At 55.9% G+C, this 18,417-nt stretch carries 32 protein-coding genes; all 32 read right to left on the minus strand.

Annotation, left to right across the window (positions count from 1 at the left end):
* Window positions 1–2 precede the first annotated feature (2 nt).
* The gene (gene dsbD / locus PQR62_RS24260) at window positions 3–1,850 is read right to left on the minus strand and encodes a protein-disulfide reductase DsbD (protein WP_408160654.1); all 1,848 of its coding nucleotides are present in this window, start codon (window positions 1,848–1,850) and stop codon (window positions 3–5) included.
* Window positions 1,843–2,190 carry a divalent-cation tolerance protein CutA gene (gene cutA, locus PQR62_RS24265; protein ID WP_408160655.1) on the minus strand — a complete coding sequence of 116 codons (348 nt, stop codon included), beginning with the start codon at window positions 2,188–2,190 and terminating at the stop codon, window positions 1,843–1,845. Before cutA ends, dsbD begins: the two co-directional genes overlap by 8 nt.
* 40 nt (window positions 2,191–2,230) lie before the next feature.
* Window positions 2,231–3,019, minus strand: coding sequence for an ABC transporter permease (locus tag PQR62_RS24270; protein WP_408160656.1), 789 nt, complete (start codon window positions 3,017–3,019; stop codon window positions 2,231–2,233).
* An 85-nt stretch (window positions 3,020–3,104) separates the two neighbouring features.
* Complete coding sequence (locus PQR62_RS24275) at window positions 3,105–4,076, minus strand: ATP-binding cassette domain-containing protein (RefSeq protein ID WP_408160695.1); 972 nt, start codon at window positions 4,074–4,076, stop codon at window positions 3,105–3,107.
* 178 nt (window positions 4,077–4,254) lie between these two features.
* Entirely contained in the window at window positions 4,255–4,650 is a 396-nt protein-coding gene (rplQ, locus tag PQR62_RS24280; protein WP_408160657.1) for a 50S ribosomal protein L17, read from the minus strand.
* A gap of 171 nt (window positions 4,651–4,821) precedes the next feature.
* Window positions 4,822–5,799, minus strand: coding sequence for a DNA-directed RNA polymerase subunit alpha (locus tag PQR62_RS24285; RefSeq protein ID WP_408160658.1), 978 nt, complete (start codon window positions 5,797–5,799; stop codon window positions 4,822–4,824).
* A gap of 104 nt (window positions 5,800–5,903) precedes the next feature.
* On the minus strand, window positions 5,904–6,527 hold the full coding sequence (gene rpsD, locus PQR62_RS24290; RefSeq protein ID WP_408160659.1) for a 30S ribosomal protein S4: 624 nt from the start codon (window positions 6,525–6,527) through the stop codon (window positions 5,904–5,906).
* Window positions 6,528–6,672: 145 nt separating this feature from the next.
* Window positions 6,673–7,077 carry a 30S ribosomal protein S11 gene (rpsK, locus tag PQR62_RS24295; protein ID WP_408160660.1) on the minus strand — a complete coding sequence of 135 codons (405 nt, stop codon included), beginning with the start codon at window positions 7,075–7,077 and terminating at the stop codon, window positions 6,673–6,675.
* Between the two features lie 43 nt (window positions 7,078–7,120).
* A complete protein-coding gene (gene rpsM, locus PQR62_RS24300; protein WP_408160661.1) occupies window positions 7,121–7,486 on the minus strand; it encodes a 30S ribosomal protein S13 in 366 nt (121 codons plus the stop codon).
* Window positions 7,487–7,514: 28 nt separating this feature from the next.
* Window positions 7,515–7,628, minus strand: a complete 114-nt coding sequence (rpmJ, locus tag PQR62_RS24305; protein ID WP_014004415.1) for a 50S ribosomal protein L36 — start codon at window positions 7,626–7,628, stop codon at window positions 7,515–7,517.
* Between the two features lie 37 nt (window positions 7,629–7,665).
* Complete coding sequence (infA, locus tag PQR62_RS24310; protein WP_005663428.1) at window positions 7,666–7,884, minus strand: translation initiation factor IF-1; 219 nt, start codon at window positions 7,882–7,884, stop codon at window positions 7,666–7,668.
* A gap of 36 nt (window positions 7,885–7,920) precedes the next feature.
* Entirely contained in the window at window positions 7,921–9,252 is a 1,332-nt protein-coding gene (secY, locus tag PQR62_RS24315; RefSeq protein ID WP_408160662.1) for a preprotein translocase subunit SecY, read from the minus strand.
* Window positions 9,253–9,272: 20 nt separating this feature from the next.
* Window positions 9,273–9,707: a 50S ribosomal protein L15 gene (gene rplO, locus PQR62_RS24320; RefSeq protein WP_408160663.1), complete on the minus strand. Its 435-nt coding sequence runs from the start codon at window positions 9,705–9,707 to the stop codon at window positions 9,273–9,275.
* A 26-nt stretch (window positions 9,708–9,733) separates the two neighbouring features.
* Window positions 9,734–9,913 carry a 50S ribosomal protein L30 gene (rpmD, locus tag PQR62_RS24325; RefSeq protein ID WP_408160664.1) on the minus strand — a complete coding sequence of 60 codons (180 nt, stop codon included), beginning with the start codon at window positions 9,911–9,913 and terminating at the stop codon, window positions 9,734–9,736.
* Between the two features lie 10 nt (window positions 9,914–9,923).
* The gene (gene rpsE, locus PQR62_RS24330; protein ID WP_408160665.1) at window positions 9,924–10,442 is read right to left on the minus strand and encodes a 30S ribosomal protein S5; all 519 of its coding nucleotides are present in this window, start codon (window positions 10,440–10,442) and stop codon (window positions 9,924–9,926) included.
* A gap of 11 nt (window positions 10,443–10,453) precedes the next feature.
* Window positions 10,454–10,816 carry a 50S ribosomal protein L18 gene (rplR, locus tag PQR62_RS24335; protein ID WP_408160666.1) on the minus strand — a complete coding sequence of 121 codons (363 nt, stop codon included), beginning with the start codon at window positions 10,814–10,816 and terminating at the stop codon, window positions 10,454–10,456.
* Window positions 10,817–10,828: 12 nt separating this feature from the next.
* Complete coding sequence (gene rplF / locus PQR62_RS24340) at window positions 10,829–11,362, minus strand: 50S ribosomal protein L6 (RefSeq protein ID WP_408160667.1); 534 nt, start codon at window positions 11,360–11,362, stop codon at window positions 10,829–10,831.
* A 10-nt stretch (window positions 11,363–11,372) separates the two neighbouring features.
* Window positions 11,373–11,768: a 30S ribosomal protein S8 gene (gene rpsH / locus PQR62_RS24345; RefSeq protein WP_408160669.1), complete on the minus strand. Its 396-nt coding sequence runs from the start codon at window positions 11,766–11,768 to the stop codon at window positions 11,373–11,375.
* A gap of 14 nt (window positions 11,769–11,782) precedes the next feature.
* On the minus strand, window positions 11,783–12,088 hold the full coding sequence (rpsN, locus tag PQR62_RS24350; RefSeq protein WP_007875333.1) for a 30S ribosomal protein S14: 306 nt from the start codon (window positions 12,086–12,088) through the stop codon (window positions 11,783–11,785).
* Between the two features lie 7 nt (window positions 12,089–12,095).
* Window positions 12,096–12,635, minus strand: coding sequence for a 50S ribosomal protein L5 (gene rplE, locus PQR62_RS24355; RefSeq protein ID WP_408160670.1), 540 nt, complete (start codon window positions 12,633–12,635; stop codon window positions 12,096–12,098).
* A gap of 5 nt (window positions 12,636–12,640) precedes the next feature.
* Window positions 12,641–12,955, minus strand: a complete 315-nt coding sequence (gene rplX, locus PQR62_RS24360; RefSeq protein ID WP_408160671.1) for a 50S ribosomal protein L24 — start codon at window positions 12,953–12,955, stop codon at window positions 12,641–12,643.
* Between the two features lie 9 nt (window positions 12,956–12,964).
* A complete protein-coding gene (gene rplN / locus PQR62_RS24365; protein WP_006464924.1) occupies window positions 12,965–13,333 on the minus strand; it encodes a 50S ribosomal protein L14 in 369 nt (122 codons plus the stop codon).
* Window positions 13,334–13,523: 190 nt separating this feature from the next.
* Window positions 13,524–13,796: a 30S ribosomal protein S17 gene (gene rpsQ / locus PQR62_RS24370; RefSeq protein WP_408160672.1), complete on the minus strand. Its 273-nt coding sequence runs from the start codon at window positions 13,794–13,796 to the stop codon at window positions 13,524–13,526.
* Complete coding sequence (gene rpmC, locus PQR62_RS24375; protein WP_408160673.1) at window positions 13,793–13,987, minus strand: 50S ribosomal protein L29; 195 nt, start codon at window positions 13,985–13,987, stop codon at window positions 13,793–13,795. Before rpmC ends, rpsQ begins: the two co-directional genes overlap by 4 nt.
* 12 nt (window positions 13,988–13,999) lie before the next feature.
* Window positions 14,000–14,419 (minus strand): 50S ribosomal protein L16, encoded by a 420-nt coding sequence (rplP, locus tag PQR62_RS24380; RefSeq protein WP_408160674.1) that lies wholly within the window; start codon window positions 14,417–14,419, stop codon window positions 14,000–14,002.
* 2 nt (window positions 14,420–14,421) lie between these two features.
* Window positions 14,422–15,246: a 30S ribosomal protein S3 gene (gene rpsC, locus PQR62_RS24385; RefSeq protein WP_408160675.1), complete on the minus strand. Its 825-nt coding sequence runs from the start codon at window positions 15,244–15,246 to the stop codon at window positions 14,422–14,424.
* A 9-nt stretch (window positions 15,247–15,255) separates the two neighbouring features.
* Window positions 15,256–15,588 carry a 50S ribosomal protein L22 gene (rplV, locus tag PQR62_RS24390; protein ID WP_408160676.1) on the minus strand — a complete coding sequence of 111 codons (333 nt, stop codon included), beginning with the start codon at window positions 15,586–15,588 and terminating at the stop codon, window positions 15,256–15,258.
* Between the two features lie 6 nt (window positions 15,589–15,594).
* The gene (gene rpsS / locus PQR62_RS24395; protein ID WP_050461705.1) at window positions 15,595–15,870 is read right to left on the minus strand and encodes a 30S ribosomal protein S19; all 276 of its coding nucleotides are present in this window, start codon (window positions 15,868–15,870) and stop codon (window positions 15,595–15,597) included.
* A 10-nt stretch (window positions 15,871–15,880) separates the two neighbouring features.
* Window positions 15,881–16,708 (minus strand): 50S ribosomal protein L2, encoded by an 828-nt coding sequence (gene rplB, locus PQR62_RS24400; protein ID WP_408160677.1) that lies wholly within the window; start codon window positions 16,706–16,708, stop codon window positions 15,881–15,883.
* The gene (gene rplW / locus PQR62_RS24405) at window positions 16,708–17,025 is read right to left on the minus strand and encodes a 50S ribosomal protein L23 (RefSeq protein WP_290977820.1); all 318 of its coding nucleotides are present in this window, start codon (window positions 17,023–17,025) and stop codon (window positions 16,708–16,710) included. Before rplW ends, rplB begins: the two co-directional genes overlap by 1 nt.
* On the minus strand, window positions 17,022–17,642 hold the full coding sequence (gene rplD / locus PQR62_RS24410; protein WP_408160678.1) for a 50S ribosomal protein L4: 621 nt from the start codon (window positions 17,640–17,642) through the stop codon (window positions 17,022–17,024). Before rplD ends, rplW begins: the two co-directional genes overlap by 4 nt.
* On the minus strand, window positions 17,642–18,301 hold the full coding sequence (gene rplC / locus PQR62_RS24415; RefSeq protein WP_408160679.1) for a 50S ribosomal protein L3: 660 nt from the start codon (window positions 18,299–18,301) through the stop codon (window positions 17,642–17,644). Before rplC ends, rplD begins: the two co-directional genes overlap by 1 nt.
* Window positions 18,302–18,417: the final 116 nt, after the last annotated feature.

Below are 18,417 nucleotides of genomic sequence, written 5' to 3' on the forward strand. Positions count from 1 at the left end.
CATCAGGATGACGGCAGTCCATTCAGCGTCTGGAGGAAGCGTTCGGCATCCTGATAGCCGATCACGCGCTTGTCGCTGAGCTCTTTACCGCGCGCATCGAAAAACATGATGCCCGGCGGCCCGAACAGCTCGAAGCGTTTGAGCATGGCGCGATCGTCGGCATTGTTGGCGGTAACGTCGATCTGCAGCAACAGCATGTTGGCAAAGCGCGCCTTGACGCGTTCATCGCTGAAGCTGAATTTTTCCATCTCCTTGCAAGATACGCACCAGTCGGCGTAGAAATCGAGCATCACCGGCAAGCGCTTGCCGCCGGCATTCTGCGCCAGCGCGGCGTCCAGCTCTGCCCCGGAACGCACGCGCACGAAATCGGTATGCGCCGGGGCCGCGCCGCTCAGATGCGACAGCGGCGCCAGCGGATCGCGACCGCCGGTGACCACGCTGATCAATTGCAGCAAACCGAGCGCAGCAAAGATCAGGCCGAGCGCCTTCGACGGCCATTTGCCCGAGACACCCCACAGCAGATACGCGCCGTAGGCGATTCCCAGCAGCGCCCAGCCGGCCACCTGCAGCCAGGCCGGAATCACCGGCGACACCATCCACCAGGCGGTGCCCAGCATCAGCACGCCGAAGAAGCGCTTGATGCCGTCCATCCACGCGCCCGCACGCGGCAGCAGGGCACCGGCCGAGGCGCCGACCAGCAACAGCGGCACACTCATGCCCAGGGCCATGGCGAACAAGGCACTGCCGCCCAGCACCACGTTGCCGGTCTGGCTGATGTAAAGCAAGGCGCCCGCCAGCGGCGCCGCCACGCAAGGACCGACGATCAAGGCCGAGATCGCCCCCATCAAAAACACGCCCAGCCACTTGCCGCCGGAATTGCCGGAGGCAGTCGTCAGACGCGACTGCAAGGCCGCCGGCACCTGCAATTGATAGACGTCAAACATGGACAGGGCCAGCGCGCCCATCACCAGCGCGAACACCGCGAGCACCCAGGGATTTTGCAGATAGGCGGAAAGGCCTTCGCCCAGCATGCCGGCGGCGACGCCCAGCGCGGTGTAGACCAGCGCCATGCCGAGCGAATAATCGACCGACAGCAGGAAGCTGCGCGCGCGGCTGGCGTTAGCATCTCCCGAGCCGGCCTGGCCGACGATGATCGACGACAGAATCGGCAACATCGGCAATACGCAAGGCGTGAACGCCAGACCAATGCCGAGCACCAGAAACAGCGAAAGAATGCGCCACAGATGGCCGCCTTGCAGCACGGCAGTGATGCCATCGACGTCGCTGGCGCCGCTATTGAAACCGGCAGCTGCAATTGCAGATGAACCCGGTACAGACATGGCCGGCGCATTGCCGCCGCGCACGCTCTGGCCGATGGCCCGGGGATCGAGCGTGACCGACAAGCTCATGGGCGGATAGCACAGTCCCTTGTCGGCGCAGCCCTGCGAATTGACGTCGAGCCGGAAGGCGCCGCTCACACCCGACACCGGCAGGCGCACCACTACGCCATTATGATAAGTCTCGACTTCCTTGCCGAAGTTTTCATCGAACTTGACTTTGCCGGCCGGGAACAGCGCTTCGCCGACGGTCGCACCCTGCCCGCTGAAATGGAAACGATCGCGGTACATATAGTAGCCGTCGGCGATCTGATAATTCACCTCGGCGGTCTGCGCATCGACCATGCGCGCACTCATCCTGAACGCTTGCTCGGGCGGCAGATAATCATCGGCGCGCGCAGGCGACCCATGCAGCAGCGCAAGCAGCAAGCTCAATAACATCAGGCCGGCCAGCAAGGCGCGCGCCAGGCGCTGATGAGGGATCAGAATTTTTTCAGGCACACACTCAGGCATTCAAGTCTTTCTTCGTTTCATCAACCACCCATTGCAGATAGGACGGCAATCCGGCACCGGCCGGAATCGCCAGGATCTCGGGCACCTCATAGGGATGTGCCGCCCTGATCGCCGCTTCCAGCTCGGCATAGCGGGCCTGCGTGGTCTTGATCATCAGGCTCACTTCGCTGGCCTGCTCCAGCTTGCCCTGCCATCGATAAATCGACTGCACGGGCGGCAGGATATTGACGCAGGCGGCCAGCCCTTGTTCCACCAGCATGCGCGCCAGAGTTTCGGCCAATGGCTGATCGGGCAGATTGCTGAAGACCAGCAGGACTTGTTCGGCAGTGGAACTGGACATGGCTTGTTCTCGTTTGTGTACGACGTTCGATTCCGGCACGTCAGTTCAACAGGCGGCGGCGCGTCAGCACGGTCGCCACATACAAGGCTGCGCAACAGTAAAACGCCAGAATAGCAACATGGAACCACGGCGCCTGCGGCCAGCCACCCAGGATCAGCGGACGCAGCAGCGCGACAGCGGCGCTCAGCGGCAAGAACTGCGAGATGTCCTGCAGCCAGGAAGGCAACTGCGCCACCGGATAATACACGCCCGAGAGGAACACCATCGGCGTGAGCACCAGGGTGAAATAGTAGGTGAAAAAATCATAGCCCTGCGCCAATGCATTCACGATCAGACCGAGCGCGGCGAAGCTCATGCCGATCAGAAACAGTAACGGCAGCGCCAGCAGAATCTGCGGATGCAGGCCGATGCCGAGCGCGAAGATCACCAGCAGAATGGCGACGCCGCTGAACATGGATTTGGTCGCCGCCCAGAACAGTTCGGCGAGCACGATATCGTCCAGCGCCAGCGGCGCATTCATCAGCGCGTCCCAGGTCTTTTGCACGCTCATGCGCGAATAGGCGGAATACAGCGCCTCGAAGGACGCGGCCATCATCACCGACATGCAGATCGAGCCCGAGGCCAGATAATGCAGATAGGGAATGCCGTCGACCTCCTTGAGCAGGCTGCCGAGGCCATAGCCGAATGCGATCAGCGTGATCAGCGGCTCGGCAATGTTGCCGATGATGCTGGCGTAGGCCAGCTTTTTCCACACCAGCAGATTGCGGCGCCAGATCGGATAGAAGCGCAGCGAAAAGGCCGGTAGCGCGTAGAGTTGCATCTGACTCATTGTTGCTTGATCTCCTGAACTTCTTGTTCTCTGGGCGGCCGATTGGCGACCCGACGAATGGCGGCATAGTTACGCGCGCGCATGTTCAATCACGCATTTCACGGCCGGTCAGTTTGAGAAATACATCTTCAAGATTGGCAGGTCTATGCAGATAGCGCACGCCGCTGACTTCCTGCAGGCTGGCCAGCACCGGTTTCACATGGTCGGTATAACAAAACACGGTTTCACCGCTGGTTTCAAGCCGCGCCGCCTGGCTGCGGTCGAATCCGGCTGCCCATTCTTGCGCGCGGTCGCCATAGACTTCCACCACTTCCGCTTCGATATGCCGGGCGATCAGTTGCTGCGGCGAGCCTTCGGCAATCATCTTGCCGTGATCAATCACCGCCAGCCGATCACACAGACGCTCAGCCTCGTCCATGAAGTGCGTGGTGAGCAAGATGGTCTTGCCCTTGGCCAGCAGGTTCTTGAGCCGCTCCCAGATCATGTGGCGCGCCTGCGGATCGAGGCCGGTAGTCGGCTCATCCATGAAGATCAGATCGGGGTCGTTGACCAGGGCGCGCGCCAGCGTGAGACGGCGCTTCATGCCGCCCGAGAGCTCGCCGATGCGCGCATCCTTCTTCGACTGCAGATTGGCGAAGGCCAGCAGCTCGGGAATACGTGCATCGATCTCGGCATCGCGCATGCCGAAGTAACGACCAAAGACCCGCAGGTTTTCCTGCACGGTGAAATCCGGATCGAGATTGTCGGCCTGCGGCACCACGCCTACGCGCAGGCGAGCTGCGCGCGCTGCTTGCGGGATGTTCTCGCCGACCAGGCGAATGCTGCCGCCATCCGGCGTCGCCAGCCCCAGGCAAAGACGCAGCGTGGTGGTTTTGCCCGCACCATTGGGACCGAGCAGCCCATAGCATTCGCCGGCGCGCAGTGCAAAAGAGAGACCGTCCACGATGAGCTGGCGTGATTCGCCCTTGCCGAAGGATTTGCGCAACGCTGTGACGCTCAGGATCGGTTCCGATGCAGCTTGAACCGAGCGGTCGGACGGCTCGGCGCTATCGGGCATGCTTGTAATGCTGTCTGTCATCTTCATGTGTTTTGCTGCGGCTGGATATCGGAGCATAGCCGATCAGCGTGCGCGGCGTTGTCTCAGGCTTAAAGGTGCGGCGCTGGATCAAAGCGTCGCGGCAAATAAAAAAGCCAGGCGAAGCCTGGCTTTTTTGTACTGCCTGAATTGCCTGCGATTACTCTGCAGTCGGTGCGTCATCTGCGCTGCTGATTTCAGGACGGTCAACCAGCTCAACGAACGCCATAGGAGCGTTGTCGCCTTGGCGGAAACCCATCTTCAGAATACGCAGGTAGCCGCCGTTACGTGCAGCGTAACGTGGACCCAGTTCCGAGAACAGCTTGCCGACGATTTCGCGATCGCGCAGACGGCTGAATGCCAGACGCTTGTTGGCCAGGGTGTCGGTCTTGCCCAGAGTCAGGATAGGCTCGACGACGCGGCGCAGTTCCTTGGCTTTTGGCAGAGTTGTCTTGATGGCTTCATGACGCAGCAGGGACACTGTCATGTTGCGCAGCATGGCCAGACGGTGGGACGAAGTACGATTCAGTTTACGAAGACCGTGACGGTGACGCATGATATTTCCTTTCGAGTTACAGTTTTAATCCAGCTCTTCTATCGATATCGTCTCGATATCGCGGACCGGTGAGGATTGAATGACTGGCGGCGTCGAACTCATGTCGCGCCGGCCAACCGCAGATCACGGTCGCCGGCTGAAACAACATGGCCGACGACCGCGTATTACTTATTACTTTTCCAGACCGGCTGGCGGCCAGTTTTCCAGCTTCATGCCCAGAGTCAGACCGCGCGATGCCAGAACTTCCTTGATTTCGTTCAGGGACTTGCGGCCCAGATTCGGTGTCTTCAGCAGTTCGTTTTCGCTGCGCTGGATCAGGTCGCCGATGTAGTAAATGTTTTCGGCCTTCAGGCAGTTTGCCGAACGTACTGTCAGTTCCAGGTCGTCGACTGGACGCAGCAGGATAGGATCGACCTGCGGCGCACGCGATGGCGCTTCTGCAGTCGTTTCGGTACCTTCCAGAGCAGCGAACACGTTCAGCTGATCAACCAGCACGCGTGCCGATTGACGAATCGCTTCTTCAGGTGTGATCACACCGTTGGTTTCGATGTTGATGACCAGCTTGTCCAGGTCGGTACGCTGTTCCACACGCGCCGATTCGACAGCGTAGGAAACACGGCGCACTGGCGAGAACGATGCATCCAGAATGATGCGGCCGATGGTCTTGTTGGTGTCTTCGCTCAGACGGCGAACGTTGCCCGGCACATAGCCGCGGCCCTTTTCAACCTTGATCTGCATGTCCAGCTTGCCGCCACCGGTCAGGTTGGCGATCACGTGGTCAGGGTTGATCAGCTCGACATCGTGCGGCAGATCGATATCCGATGCCAGCACCACGCCTTCGCCTTCTTTTTTCAGTGTCAGAGTGACTTCGTCGCGGTTATGCAACTTGAAGACCACGCCCTTCAGATTCAGCAGGATATCGACGACGTCTTCCTGCACGCCGTCGAGGGAAGAATACTCGTGCACGACGCCGGCGATAGTCACTTCGGTCGGTGCATAGCCAGTCATTGTCGACAGCAGAACACGGCGCAGCGCATTGCCCAGAGTGTGACCATAGCCACGCTCAAACGGCTCCATCACGACTTTGGCGTGACCGGCACCCAGTGCTTCTACTTCGATAATACGTGGCTTCAACAAACTGTTTTGCATGAAATGTCCTTTTCAATACCCTCGGTTCGTTACACCGATAAGGCTGATGGCATTACGAAAAATGCCCACCGAATCGGTGGGCACAAGAAAAGCTCGATTTCTGATTAACGGGAATACAGTTCGACGATCAGCGATTCGTTGACGTCGTTGGCGATTTCAGTACGGTCAGGCGACGACTTGAAGGTGCCTTCCAGCTTCTTCGCATCCACGGAAACCCACGATGGGAAACCGGATTGCTCTGCCAGCGACAGCGCTTCAGCGATACGCACTTGCTTCTTGGCCTTTTCACGCACAGCGACGACGTCGCCGGCCTTGACCTGGTACGAAGCGATGTTCACGACGATACCGTTGACGGTCAGCGCCTTGTGGGACACCAGTTGACGCGCTTCCGAGCGAGTCGAACCGAAACCCATGCGATAAACGACGTTGTCCAGACGACCTTCCAGCAGCTTCAGCAGTGTTTCGCCGGTGTTGCCCTTGCGGCGATCGGCTTCAGCGAAGTAGCGGCGGAACTGACGCTCGAGGACGCCGTACATACGCTTCACTTTTTGCTTTTCGCGCAGCTGGTTGCCGTAGTCGGAGGTACGTGCACCCGAAGTGCGGCCATGTTGACCTGGCTTGGAATCCAGTTTGCACTTGGAATCCAGCGAACGACGTGCGCTCTTCAGGAACAGGTCGGTGCCTTCGCGGCGGGAGAGTTTTGCTTTTGGTCCGATATAACGTGCCACGGTATTTCCTTTAGTAATGACGTCCCAGACGCGGTCTGGACGCTAGTTTGATCTGCCTGCTATCAAACGGTGGGCTTAAGAACAAAACCCGCCAAACTGATTTGGCGGGTAGTGACTGCAGAGAACCAGCGATTCTACTACAGATTTAGATACGACGGCGCTTCGGCGGACGGCAACCGTTGTGCGGGACCGGAGTCACGTCCTGAATCTGGGTGATCTTGATACCCAGGTTGTTCAGTGCACGCACTGCGGATTCACGGCCTGGACCTGGGCCCTTGATACGCACTTCCAGATTCTTGATGCCGCACTCGACTGCCACTTTGCCAGCTGCTTCAGCAGCTACCTGTGCAGCAAACGGTGTCGACTTACGCGAACCCTTGAAGCCAGCGCCACCCGATGTCGCCCACGACAGAGCATTGCCCTGACGATCGGTGATCGTGATGATGGTGTTGTTGAACGAAGCGTGAACGTGCGCGATACCTTCTGCAACGTTCTTCTTAACTTTCTTACGTACACGCGATGCTGCTGCGTTATTTGGGCTCTTTGCCATAATTATTTCCTTGAATCCGACAAGCGACTAGCGAACGCCGGGATTATTTCTTCAACGATTGAGCTGCCTTACGCGGACCCTTGCGTGTACGCGCATTGGTACGGGTACGCTGACCACGCACTGGCAAGCCGCGACGATGACGCAGGCCGCGATAGCAACCCAAGTCCATCAAACGCTTGATGTTCATGGACAGTTCACGACGCAGATCGCCTTCAACGACGAACTTGGCGATTTCGTCACGCAGCTTTTCGAGCTCGTTGTCGTCCAGATCCTTGACCTTTTTGTTGGTCGGAACACCCGTGCTAGCGCAAATTTCTTGCGCACGTGGGCGGCCAACACCATAAATCGCCGTCAGGCCGATAACAGTGTGTTGATGGTTGGGGATGTTTACCCCTGCAATACGTGCCATGCGTTATTCCTCGATCAATAACGTTAAATTAACCTTGGCGCTGTTTATGACGCGGTTCGGTGCAGATGACACGAACGACGCCTTTGCGCTTGATGATCTTGCAGTTGCGGCAGATCCGCTTGACTGATGCGAGCACTTTCATTGTGGCCCTCTTTCTTTCAATACTAGGTTCGATTCACTTACTTGGTACGGAACACGATGCGTGCCCGGCTCAAATCATAAGGGGTCAGTTCCACTGTCACCTTGTCTCCAGGGAGGATGCGGATATAGTTCATTCGCATCTTGCCGGAGATGTGGCCCAGCACAACGTGTCCGTTTTCCAACTTAACTCTGAATGTCGCATTGGGGAGATTCTCAAGAATCTCACCCTGCATCTGAATAACGTCGTCTTTTGCCATTCGGTCTTCTTGTTCCTTTGGGAGTGTCACCACCGCTTAGCGCGGAGTGATGCCACCCTTGAAATTAGCCTTGCGGAGCAACGATTCGTACTGCTGCGACATTACGTAATTCTGTACCTGTGCCATGAAGTCCATCGTCACGACCACAATAATCAGAAGCGACGTACCACCGAAGTAGAAAGGCACCTTCCAGCGTGCAATCAAAAACTCGGGCAGCAAGCAAACCAGTGTGATGTAGACCGCACCAGCCAGCGTCAGACGCATCAGGATCTTGTCGATGTAACGAGCAGTCTGGTCACCAGGACGAATCCCCGGAACAAACGCGCCGCTCTTCTTCAGGTTATCTGCCGTTTCCTTGCTGTTGAACACCAGCGCGGTATAGAAGAAGCAGAAGAAGACAATCGCGATCGCATACAGCAAAGCGTGAATCGGTTCACCCGGCGCCATCGATGCCGCCAGATCCTTCAGAAAACGAATGAAGGGATTGGAGGTGTCTCCCGATGTAAACCAGCTGGTGATCGTTGCCGGGAACAGAATGATCGACGATGCAAAGATCGGTGGAATCACACCTGCCATGTTCAGCTTCAGCGGCAAGTGACTGCTTTGGCCGCCATAGATCTTGTTACCGACCTGACGCTTGGCATAGTTCACCAGGATCTTGCGTTGGCCGCGTTCAATGAACACCACCAGGAAAGTCACCAGCGCCACAATCACGCAAATCAGAATAGCCGACAGTGCGCTCATGGAACCGGTGCGAACCAGCTCGAACAAACCACCCAGAGCATTTGGCAAACCTGCAGCGATACCGGCGAAGATAATGATCGAGATACCATTGCCCAGACCACGCTCGGTGATTTGCTCACCCAGCCACATCAGGAACATCGTACCTGTGATCAGCGTCACAACCGTCGTCAGGCGAAACGCGAGACCAGGATCCAACACCAGACCAGCTTGCGATTCCAGCGCCACCGCAATACCCAGTGCCTGAAACGTCGCCAGCACCAGAGTGCCGTAACGCGTGTACTGAGTGATCTTGCGACGACCGGCTTCACCTTCTTTTTTCAAGGCTTCCAGCTGCGGCGATACAACCGACAACAGCTGCATGATGATCGATGCCGAAATATACGGCATGATACCGAGCGCGAAAATAGTGAAGCGCGACAGTGCGCCACCGGAGAACATGTTGAACATGCCCAGGATGCCGCCTTGATTTTGCTTGAACAACTGCGCCAGCTGCGTAGGATCAATACCCGGAACCGGAATATGTGCACCGACGCGATAGACGATCAACGCCCCCAGCAGGAACCACAAACGGCTCCATGGGAAACCTTTTGCAGCGCCTTTTGCTAATTGAGGAGAAGTTGCCAATTAATACTCCGAGCCAACGATCACTCTGCGACCGAGCCGCCGGCAGCTTCAATAGCAGCCTTTGCACCCTTGGTCGCGATCAGACCCTTGACAGTTACCTTCTTGGTCAGCTCGCCAGCCTTGATGATGCGGACGACACGGGCCAGTTCCGATACCAGGCCGGCTTGCTTCAGTGCCAGCACATCGATTTCAGCGACTGGCAGCTTTTCCAGATCCGACAAACGCACTTCAGCCTTGTATGGCGTGGCCATCGACTTGAAACCACGCTTTGGCAGACGGCGTTGCAGAGGCATTTGACCGCCTTCGAAACCGACCTTGTGGAAACCGCCCGAACGCGATTTTTGACCCTTGTGACCACGGCCGGCAGTCTTACCGATGCCGGAACCGATGCCACGACCGACGCGACGCTTGTAGTGCTTAGCGCCATCTGCGGGTTGGATTGTGTTTAATTCCATGATTCGCTCCGTTCGCAAGCAACCGCTTACGAAACAACTTTCACAAGATAGGACACTTTATTGATCATGCCGCGCACCGATGGGGTGTCTTCCAGCTCGGAAACCGAGTTGACGCGACGCAGACCCAGACCACGCACTGTTGCGCGGTGGTCCTGACGTGTACCGATCAGACCCTTGACCAGTTGGACTTTGATTTTATTAGCCATCTGTATCACCTCAGCCCAGGATATCTTCAACAGACTTGCCGCGCTTGGCTGCAATTTCTGCTGGAGTGTTCATTTTGGACAAACCGTCGATAGTTGCACGCACCATGTTGTATGGGTTGGTCGAACCAGTCGATTTCGCCACAACATTCGATACGCCCATCACTTCGAAGATCGCACGCATTGGACCGCCGGCGATAACGCCAGTACCGTCCTTGGCCGGGGAGATCATCACCGACGATGCACCGTGCTTACCGTTGACGGTGTGTTGCACAGTACCGTTCTTCAGTGTCACTTTGATCATCTTGCGACGCGCTTCTTCCATTGCCTTCTGCACGGCGACAGGCACTTCTTTCGACTTGCCCTTGCCCATGCCGATACGGCCATCGCCGTCACCAACCACTGCCAGCGCGGCGAAACCCATGATACGACCACCCTTCACCACTTTGGTGACACGGTTGACCGCGATCATCTTTTCGCGCATGCCGTCATCCGGCTTGTCGCTTTGCATCTTCGATTGCATTTTTGCCATGATGATATCCCTTAGAACTTCAGGCCGGCTTCACGCGCAGCCTCAGCCAGCGCCTTGACGCGACCGTGATAACGGAAACCCGAACGGTCAAACGCCACTTCGGTCACTCCAGCCTTCAGTGCTTTTTCAGCAACACGCTTGCCAACCAGAGTCGCAGCAGCAGCGTTGCCGCCCTTGCCCGACTGGCCTGCCAGCTGTTGGCGAACTTCAGCTTCCAGCGTCGAAGCGGAAGCCAGCACGTTAGCGTCAGGGCCGATGATGCTGGCGTAAATGTGCGTATTGGTACGATGCACGGCCAGGCGAGTCACCTTTAATTCTGCGATCTTGGCGCGGGTTTGAGTCGCGCGGCGCAGACGAGATTGTTTCTTATCCATCGTCAACCCCTATTACTTCTTCTTGGTTTCTTTGAGCGTCACGACTTCGTCCGAGTAACGCACACCCTTGCCCTTGTAGGGCTCTGGCTCACGGTAAGCACGGATTTCAGCGGCAACCTGACCCACCACCTGGCGGTCAATACCCTTGATTAAGATCTCGGTTTGCGTCGGGGTCTCGCACTTGATGCCGGCAGGCATCAGATGCACGATCGGGTGCGAAAAACCGAGCGACAGATTCAACTTGTCACCCTGAGCTTGCGCACGGAAACCCACGCCAACCAAATTCAGCTTCTTTTCGAAACCCTTAGTGACGCCATTGACCATGTTATTGACCAGGGCGCGCAGGGTACCGGACATCGCATTTGCTTCACGGCTTTCATCAGCCACTTCAAAGCTCAGCGTGCCATTGTTGTTTGCAACCTTCACCAGGCCGGTCAACGGCTGGGAAAGCGAGCCCAGAGGGCCCTTCACAGTGATCTGCGCTGCAGTAATGGTCGCTTCCGCGCCACTCGGCAGTGCAATCGGCATTTTACCAACACGAGACATATTGCACTCCTTAGGCCACGTAGCAAATAACTTCGCCACCGACACCGGTTGCGCGTGCTTTGCGATCTGTCATCACGCCTTGCGGAGTGGACACAATCGCCACGCCCAGGCCGTTCATCACGGTAGGAATATCATCCTTACCCTTGTAGATACGCAGCCCTGGACGGGATACGCGCTCAAGACGTTCGATGACCGGACGACCAGCGTAATATTTCAAACCAATTTTCAACTCAGCCTTGCCACCTGTTTCGGCAACGGCGAAATCCTCGATATAACCCTCGTCCTTCAGGACGTTGGCAATTGCGATCTTCACTTTGGAAGAAGGCATGGCAACAGTCGTCTTCTGGACGCCCTGTGCATTGCGGATACGGGTCAGCATATCGGCGATAGGATCGCTCATACTCATTGCTTGTTCTCCTATTACCAGCTAGCTTTGGTCAAACCGGGAATCTCGCCTCGCATGGCGATTTCACGGACCTTGATACGGCCCAATCCGAATTTACGGAAAGTACCACGTGGACGACCGGTCAGAGCGCAACGGTTACGTTGGCGTGTCGGAGCGGAGTTGCGCGGCAGAGCCTGCAACTTCAGACGAGCTTCATAGCGCTCTTCTTCCGACTTCGATTGGTCGTCGATAATAGCCTTCAACTCGGCGCGCTTGCCGGCATACTTCTTCACCAGGTCGGCGCGCTTTTGTTCACGGTTAATCAGTGCCAGTTTTGCCATGGCAGCCTCAGTTTCTGAACGGAAATTTAAATGCGGCGAGGAGCGATTTCGCTTCATCGTCGGTCTTCGCGGTTGTCGTGATACTGATATTCAGACCACGCAGCGCATCGATCTTGTCGTACTCGATTTCGGGGAAAATGATCTGCTCTTTCACACCGATGTTGTAGTTACCACGACCATCGAATGCACGACCGGAAACACCGCGGAAGTCACGCACGCGCGGCAGAGCCACGGTGATCAGACGATCCAGGAATTCGTACATTTGAGCGCCACGCAGAGTAACCATGCAACCGATCGGATAACCTTCACGGATCTTGAAACCCGCGATAGCCTTGCGGGCCTTGGTCACAACCGGCTTTTGGCCGGCGATCTTGGTCAGATCGCCAACTGCGTGCTCGATGATTTTCTTGTCAGCTACGGCTTCCGACAGACCCATGTTCAATGTGATCTTCAGAATGCGCGGAACTTCCATTACCGACTTGTAGGAATACTTCGAAGTCAAGTCGGCAACGACTTTATCTTTATAGAACTGTTGAAGACGTGCCATGATGATTAAACCTTAACGACTTCGCCGCTGGATTTGAAAGAGCGGACTTTTTTGCCGTCCACATCTTTGAAAGCCACACGATCTGCCTTGCCGGAAGCCGCGTTGAACAACGCGATATTCGACACATGAATTGGCATCAGCTTATCGACGATGCCGCCAGTTGCACCAGTCATCGGGTTAGGCTTGACCGCTTTCTTAGCGACGTTCACGCCTTCCACAATAACGTAATCGGCGCTGACGCGAGCCGACACGACGCCGCGCTTGCCCTTGTCTTTGCCGGTCAACACGATGACTTCATCGTTTTTACGAATCTTTGCCATGACCACTCCTTACAGAACTTCAGGGGCCAGGGACACGATCTTCATGAAGCGTTCTGTACGCAGCTCACGAGTCACCGGCCCAAAAATACGGGTGCCGATCGGCTCAAGCTTGGCGTTCAGCAGAACTGCTGCATTACCATCGAACTTGACCAACGAACCATCCTGACGACGCACACCCTTAGCGGTACGCACGACGACAGCGTTATAAATTTCACCTTTTTTGACGCGACCGCGTGGAGCTGCGCTCTTAACAGTAACTTTGATCACGTCACCAATGCCCGCATAGCGGCGCTTGGAACCACCCAAGACCTTGATGCACAAAACTTCGCGCGCACCAGTGTTGTCGGCTACTTCGAGCCGGCTTTCAGTTTGAATCATGATATTTTCTTTCCCAACTTAATCCGCAAGCCACACAATGTGAAACGCGGTCAGTCTTGGTCCTGTTAGCAAGCGAACTCGCTAGTTAGGGGACGATTAAGCTACTTTTGCATCACGCCTTGCCAAACACCAAGAAGCAAAGGTGAAGCTCAGTATTATGTCACCATAATACTGAGCTAGCAAGTACTACTTATACGATTTGTGCTTCCTGTACAACGCGTGTCACATTCCAAGCTTTGGTCTTGGAAACTGGACGACCTTCCTGGATCTCAACGGTGTCGCCAGCCTTTGCCGTGTTCGACTCGTCATGTGCGTGGTACTTCTTGGTACGCACGATGATTTTGCCGTACAGCGGGTGCTTGACGTGACGTTCGATCAGGACGGTAACAGTCTTGTCCATCTTGTCGGACACAACTTTGCCAATCAGCGTGCGCTTGAGCGCTTGTTTCACTTGATCGTTCATTGTTGACCATCCTTCGAATTGATCACTGTTTTCACACGTGCGATGTCGCGACGTACTTTTTTCAGTTGAGCGGTATTGTTCAGTTGCTGAGTTGCAACCTGCATACGCAGGCTGAACTGGGCCTTCAACAGCGCGCCCAGCTCTTTTTCCAGAGCAGCTTTATCTTTACCGCGGAGTTCTGTTGCATTCATGTTCCGCTCCTATTATTGACCGACTTGACGAACAACAAAAGTCGTCGACAATGGCAATTTGGCCGCAGCCAAACGGAACGCTTCACGCGCCAGAGCTTCGTCAACACCGTCCATCTCGTACAGCACCTTACCTGGCTGAATTTCAGCCACGTAGTACTCCGGATTACCCTTACCATTACCCATACGAACTTCAGCAGGCTTCTGGGAAATCGGCTTGTCCGGGAAAACGCGGATCCAGATACGACCACCGCGCTTGATGTGACGGGTCATCGCACGACGCGCTGCTTCGATCTGACGTGCAGTGATACGGCCACGGCCGACTGCCTTCAGACCAAAGTCGCCAAACGATACGGCTGTTCCGCGCGAGTGCGAAATACCCGTATTACGACCTTTCTGTTCTTTACGATATTTTCTACGTGCTGGTTGCAGCATGATTATTCTCCTGCTTTCTCAGCCGACACACCCGCATCGGCAGGTTGAGCGGCACGAGGTGCGCGCTTGGCGCCAGCTGGTGCAGCACCCGGACCAGTCTTAGGACGAGGACGAGCACCTGGCTTGCCATCATCACGACGTGGACCACGACGCTTCTTGTCGTCTTCAGGCTCACCGACCAACACTGGAGCTTCGCCGTTAGCCAGGCGATCACCCTTGTAGACCCACACCTTGATGCCGATGATGCCGTAGGTTGTCTCAGCTTCGCTGAAGCCGTAATCGATATCAGCGCGCAGAGTGTGCAGAGGCACGCGGCCTTCGCGATACCACTCGGTACGTGCAATTTCAATACCGTTCAGACGACCCGACGACATGATCTTGATGCCTTGAGCACCCAGACGCATTGCATTTTGCATCGCACGCTTCATTGCGCGACGGAACATGATGCGCTTTTCCAGCTGCTGGGCGATCGAATCGGCGATCAACTGAGCATCGGCTTCCGGCTTGCGGATTTCTTCGATGTTGACGTGCACGGGCACGCCCATCAGCTTGGCCAGTGCAGTCTTCAGCACTTCGATGTCTTCACCCTTCTTACCGATCACAACACCCGGACGGGAGCTGTAAATGGTGATACGGGCATTCTTCGCCGGACGCTCGATCACGACGCGACCAACCGAAGCGTTCTTCAGTTTCTTCTTCAGGTAAGCACGCACCTTCAGGTCTTCATTCAGCATTTCGGCAAAATTGCTATTGCCTGCATACCAACGCGAACCCCAATTACGTGTAACCGCCAGACGGAAACCGGTTGGATGAATCTTCTGTCCCATCGTGACTCCTTAGTTTCCGACGGTCACGTAAATGTGACACGACTGCTTGGAAATACGATCTCCACGGCCCTTTGCTCGCGCTGTGAAGCGCTTCAGGACCGCACCCTTTTCCACATAAATGGTCTTGACTTTCAGTTCGTCGATGTCAGCACCATCATTGTGCTCGGCGTTCGCAATGGCGGACTCCAGAACACGCTTGATGATTGCCGAACCCTTCTTCGGGCTGAAGGCCAAGATATTCAGTGCTTGATCAACTTTTTTACCGCGGATCAGGTCTGCAACCAGGCGGCCCTTTTGAGCCGACAGGTGCACACCGCGCAGGATAGCTTTAGTTTCCATCATAGGACCTTATTTCTTAGCCTTCTTGTCGGCGGCGTGACCCTTGAACGTACGGGTCAGCGCGAATTCGCCGAGCTTGTGACCAACCATGTTTTCCGACACATAAACCGGCACGTGCTGCTTGCCGTTATGCACCGCGATCGTCAAACCAATGAAGTCAGGCATGATTGTCGAACGACGCGACCATGTCTTGATTGGCTTCTTGTCTTTAGTCGCTTGCGCTGTCTCTACCTTTTTGACCAGGTGAGCGTCGCAGAATGGACCTTTTTTCAATGAACGTGTCATGTTTTATCCCTTATTTCTTGCCGCGACGCGAGACAATCATGGAAGTCGTACGCTTGTTGCTACGAGTCTTCTTGCCCTTGGTCTGCTGACCCCACGGCGAAACCGGATGACGGCCAGCTGCTGTCTTACCTTCACCACCACCGTGCGGGTGATCCACCGGATTCATGACCACACCACGCACTGTCGGGCGAACACCGCGCCAACGCATTGCACCAGCTTTACCGATCTTGCGCAGATTGTGCTCGCCGTTACCGACTTCACCGATCGTTGCACGGCACTCGATGTGAATGCGGCGCACTTCGCCGGAACGCAGACGAACCTGAGCGTAGGTACCTTCACGCGCCATCAGCACAACACCAGCGCCGGCAGTACGGGCGATTTGAGCACCCTTGCCTGGCAGCATTTCCACGCAGTGGATGGTCGTACCGACCGGAATGTTGCGGATAGGCAGTGTGTTACCGGCCTTGATTGGCGCTTCCGCGCCGCTCAACAGCTGATCACCGACTGTCAGACCCTTAGGAGCGATGATGTACTTGCGCTCGCCGTCTGCATAGCACAGCAAAGCAATGTGCGCAGTACGGTTAGGATCGTATTCAATACGTTCGACCTTGGCTGCAATACCATCCTTATTGCGACGGAAGTCAACAATACGGTAGTGTTGCTTGTGACCACCGCCGATGTGGCGAGTAGTGATGTGACCGTTGTTGTTACGGCCAGCAGTCTTGGATTTCTTCTCAATCAGAGCCGCAAACGGACGACCCTTGTACAGGTCGCTGTTGACGACCTTCACCATACCGCGCCGACCGGGCGAGGTTGGCTTTACTTTTACGAGTGCCATTATTTAGCCTCCTCGGTAAAGTTGATTTCTTGACCGGGCTTCAGGCTGACGAAAGCGCGACGGGTGTGGTTGCGACGGCCCATGGTGCGGCCCGAGCGCTTTTGCTTACCTTGACGGTTTGCAACTTGCACGGACTCAACTTCCACCTTGAACAGCAACTCAACCGCAGCCTTCACTTCCAGCTTGGTTGCATCTTTCGCGACCAGAAAAACGACTTGCTCGTTTTTCTCGGCAACGAAAGTCGCTTTTTCAGAGATCACCGGCGCCAGCAGCACCTTCATCAGGCGCTCTTCGCTATGTTTCACGATTGCGTTCATGCCAGCAACTCCTCAATCTTGGCCAATGCCTGCTTGGTGATCAGCACGTTCTTGTAGAACACCAGCGATACAGGATCAGCTTGACGCGGCTCGACGACCAGCACGCCAGGCAGATTGCGCGATGCCAGCAGCATGTTTTCGTCCAGGCTGTCAGTAATAACCAGCACCGAATCCAGACCCATGCTCTTCAGCTTTTGCGACAGCAGCTTGGTCTTCGGAGCTTCCACTGCGAAGTCTTCAACAACCGACAGACGACCTTCGCGAGCCAACTGAGACAGAATCGAGCAGACACCTGCGCGATACATCTTCTTGTTGACCTTGTGCGTGAAGTTTTCGTCAGGCGAGTTCGGGAAAATACGACCACCGCCGCGCCACAGAGGGGACGACGACATACCGGCACGAGCACGACCCGTACCTTTTTGACGCCATGGCTTCTTGGTGGTGTGGCTGACTTCTTCACGGTCTTTTTGCTTGCGGTTACCGCTGCGAGCATTCGCTTGGTAAGCAACCACGACTTGGTGAATCAGGGCTTCGTTGTAATCACGACCGAAAATAGTATCCGGTGCAGCGACGTTCGAAGCAGCTTGACCTTGGTCATTCAGGAGCTTCAGTTCCATTATTGGGCTCCCTTCTTCGCCTTGACTTTAACTGCAGGCAAAACGACCACTTGACCGTTCTTGGCGCCAGGAACAGCGCCCTTCACCAACAGCAATTGACGTTCTGCATCAACACGTGCAATTTCCAGATTCTGCACGGTGCAAGTCACGTCACCCAGGTGACCGGTCATGCGCTTACCAGGAAACACGCGACCTGGATCCTGCGCCATACCGATAGAACCCGGCACATTGTGCGAACGGGAGTTACCGTGCGATGCACGACCCGATGCGAAGTTGTAACGCTTGATGGTACCGGCATAGCCCTTACCGATCGACACGCCCTGCACGTCGACCTTTTGACCAGCCTCGAACAGGCTGACGGCAACGACATCGCCTGCCTTCAGTTCGGCGGCTTTAGCAGCATCTACGCGGAATTCTTTCAACACGGAACCAGCTTCTACGCCAGCTTTGGCGAAGTGACCGGCGGCAGCTTTAGTCACGCGGGACGCGCGACGCTGACCATAGGTGACCTGAACGGCAGAATAACCATCCAATTCAGGCGTTTTGATTTGTGTCACGCGGTTGTTCGATACGTCCAGCACGGTCACAGGGATCGAATCCCCATCTTCCGTGAAGATGCGCATCATACCAACCTTGCGACCAACAAGGCCCAGGCTCATTTTTTCTCCATTCCCGCCTGCGATTGGGCGGGGCTGATGTTTGCACTACCAATAATTGCGGGTTCGCAGACGCAAACCCACATCGAAGCCGAGCATTATAGCCCGAAAAAAAACAG

Source organism: Herbaspirillum lusitanum, from assembly GCF_046025995.1.
In the GTDB taxonomy this organism is placed as follows: domain Bacteria; phylum Pseudomonadota; class Gammaproteobacteria; order Burkholderiales; family Burkholderiaceae_D; genus Herbaspirillum; species Herbaspirillum lusitanum_A.

What these genes read in the sequence shown, in the direction of transcription:
- rplQ (WP_408160657.1), bottom strand. Translation starts at nt 4,650, where the DNA reads ATGCGTCACCGTCACGGTCTTCGTAAACTGAATCGTACTTCGTCCCAC.
- rpsH (WP_408160669.1), bottom strand. Translation starts at nt 11,768, where the DNA reads ATGAGTATGAGCGATCCTATCGCCGATATGCTGACCCGTATCCGCAAT.
- rpsS (WP_050461705.1), bottom strand. Translation starts at nt 15,870, where the DNA reads ATGACACGTTCATTGAAAAAAGGTCCATTCTGCGACGCTCACCTGGTC.
- PQR62_RS24285 (WP_408160658.1), bottom strand. Translation starts at nt 5,799, where the DNA reads ATGCAAAACAGTTTGTTGAAGCCACGTATTATCGAAGTAGAAGCACTG.
- rplD (WP_408160678.1), bottom strand. Translation starts at nt 17,642, where the DNA reads ATGGAACTGAAGCTCCTGAATGACCAAGGTCAAGCTGCTTCGAACGTC.
- rplX (WP_408160671.1), bottom strand. Translation starts at nt 12,955, where the DNA reads ATGGCAAAGATTCGTAAAAACGATGAAGTCATCGTGTTGACCGGCAAA.
- rpmD (WP_408160664.1), bottom strand. Translation starts at nt 9,913, where the DNA reads ATGGCTAATAAAATCAAAGTCCAACTGGTCAAGGGTCTGATCGGTACA.
- PQR62_RS24270 (WP_408160656.1), bottom strand. Translation starts at nt 3,019, where the DNA reads ATGAGTCAGATGCAACTCTACGCGCTACCGGCCTTTTCGCTGCGCTTC.
- rplO (WP_408160663.1), bottom strand. Translation starts at nt 9,707, where the DNA reads ATGGAATTAAACACAATCCAACCCGCAGATGGCGCTAAGCACTACAAG.
- rpmJ (WP_014004415.1), bottom strand. Translation starts at nt 7,628, where the DNA reads ATGAAAGTGCTCGCATCAGTCAAGCGGATCTGCCGCAACTGCAAGATC.
- rplF (WP_408160667.1), bottom strand. Translation starts at nt 11,362, where the DNA reads ATGTCTCGTGTTGGTAAAATGCCGATTGCACTGCCGAGTGGCGCGGAA.
- rpsM (WP_408160661.1), bottom strand. Translation starts at nt 7,486, where the DNA reads ATGGCACGTATTGCAGGGGTAAACATCCCCAACCATCAACACACTGTT.
- rplN (WP_006464924.1), bottom strand. Translation starts at nt 13,333, where the DNA reads ATGATTCAAACTGAAAGCCGGCTCGAAGTAGCCGACAACACTGGTGCG.
- rplW (WP_290977820.1), bottom strand. Translation starts at nt 17,025, where the DNA reads ATGAACGCAATCGTGAAACATAGCGAAGAGCGCCTGATGAAGGTGCTG.
- infA (WP_005663428.1), bottom strand. Translation starts at nt 7,884, where the DNA reads ATGGCAAAAGACGACGTTATTCAGATGCAGGGTGAGATTCTTGAGAAT.
- rplC (WP_408160679.1), bottom strand. Translation starts at nt 18,301, where the DNA reads ATGAGCCTGGGCCTTGTTGGTCGCAAGGTTGGTATGATGCGCATCTTC.
- rplR (WP_408160666.1), bottom strand. Translation starts at nt 10,816, where the DNA reads ATGGATAAGAAACAATCTCGTCTGCGCCGCGCGACTCAAACCCGCGCC.
- rpsN (WP_007875333.1), bottom strand. Translation starts at nt 12,088, where the DNA reads ATGGCAAAACTGGCACTGATTAACCGTGAACAAAAGCGCGCCGACCTG.
- PQR62_RS24275 (WP_408160695.1), bottom strand. Translation starts at nt 4,076, where the DNA reads ATGCCCGATAGCGCCGAGCCGTCCGACCGCTCGGTTCAAGCTGCATCG.
- rpmC (WP_408160673.1), bottom strand. Translation starts at nt 13,987, where the DNA reads ATGAATGCAACAGAACTCCGCGGTAAAGATAAAGCTGCTCTGGAAAAA.
- rplP (WP_408160674.1), bottom strand. Translation starts at nt 14,419, where the DNA reads ATGCTGCAACCAGCACGTAGAAAATATCGTAAAGAACAGAAAGGTCGT.
- rplV (WP_408160676.1), bottom strand. Translation starts at nt 15,588, where the DNA reads ATGATGGAAACTAAAGCTATCCTGCGCGGTGTGCACCTGTCGGCTCAA.
- rplE (WP_408160670.1), bottom strand. Translation starts at nt 12,635, where the DNA reads ATGGCACGTCTTCAACAGTTCTATAAAGATAAAGTCGTTGCCGACTTG.
- rpsE (WP_408160665.1), bottom strand. Translation starts at nt 10,442, where the DNA reads ATGGCAAAAATGCAATCGAAGATGCAAAGCGACAAGCCGGATGACGGC.
- rpsK (WP_408160660.1), bottom strand. Translation starts at nt 7,077, where the DNA reads ATGGCAAAGAGCCCAAATAACGCAGCAGCATCGCGTGTACGTAAGAAA.
- rpsC (WP_408160675.1), bottom strand. Translation starts at nt 15,246, where the DNA reads ATGGGACAGAAGATTCATCCAACCGGTTTCCGTCTGGCGGTTACACGT.
- rplB (WP_408160677.1), bottom strand. Translation starts at nt 16,708, where the DNA reads ATGGCACTCGTAAAAGTAAAGCCAACCTCGCCCGGTCGGCGCGGTATG.
- dsbD (WP_408160654.1), bottom strand. Translation starts at nt 1,850, where the DNA reads ATGCCTGAGTGTGTGCCTGAAAAAATTCTGATCCCTCATCAGCGCCTG.
- cutA (WP_408160655.1), bottom strand. Translation starts at nt 2,190, where the DNA reads ATGTCCAGTTCCACTGCCGAACAAGTCCTGCTGGTCTTCAGCAATCTG.
- rpsQ (WP_408160672.1), bottom strand. Translation starts at nt 13,796, where the DNA reads ATGAACGATCAAGTGAAACAAGCGCTCAAGCGCACGCTGATTGGCAAA.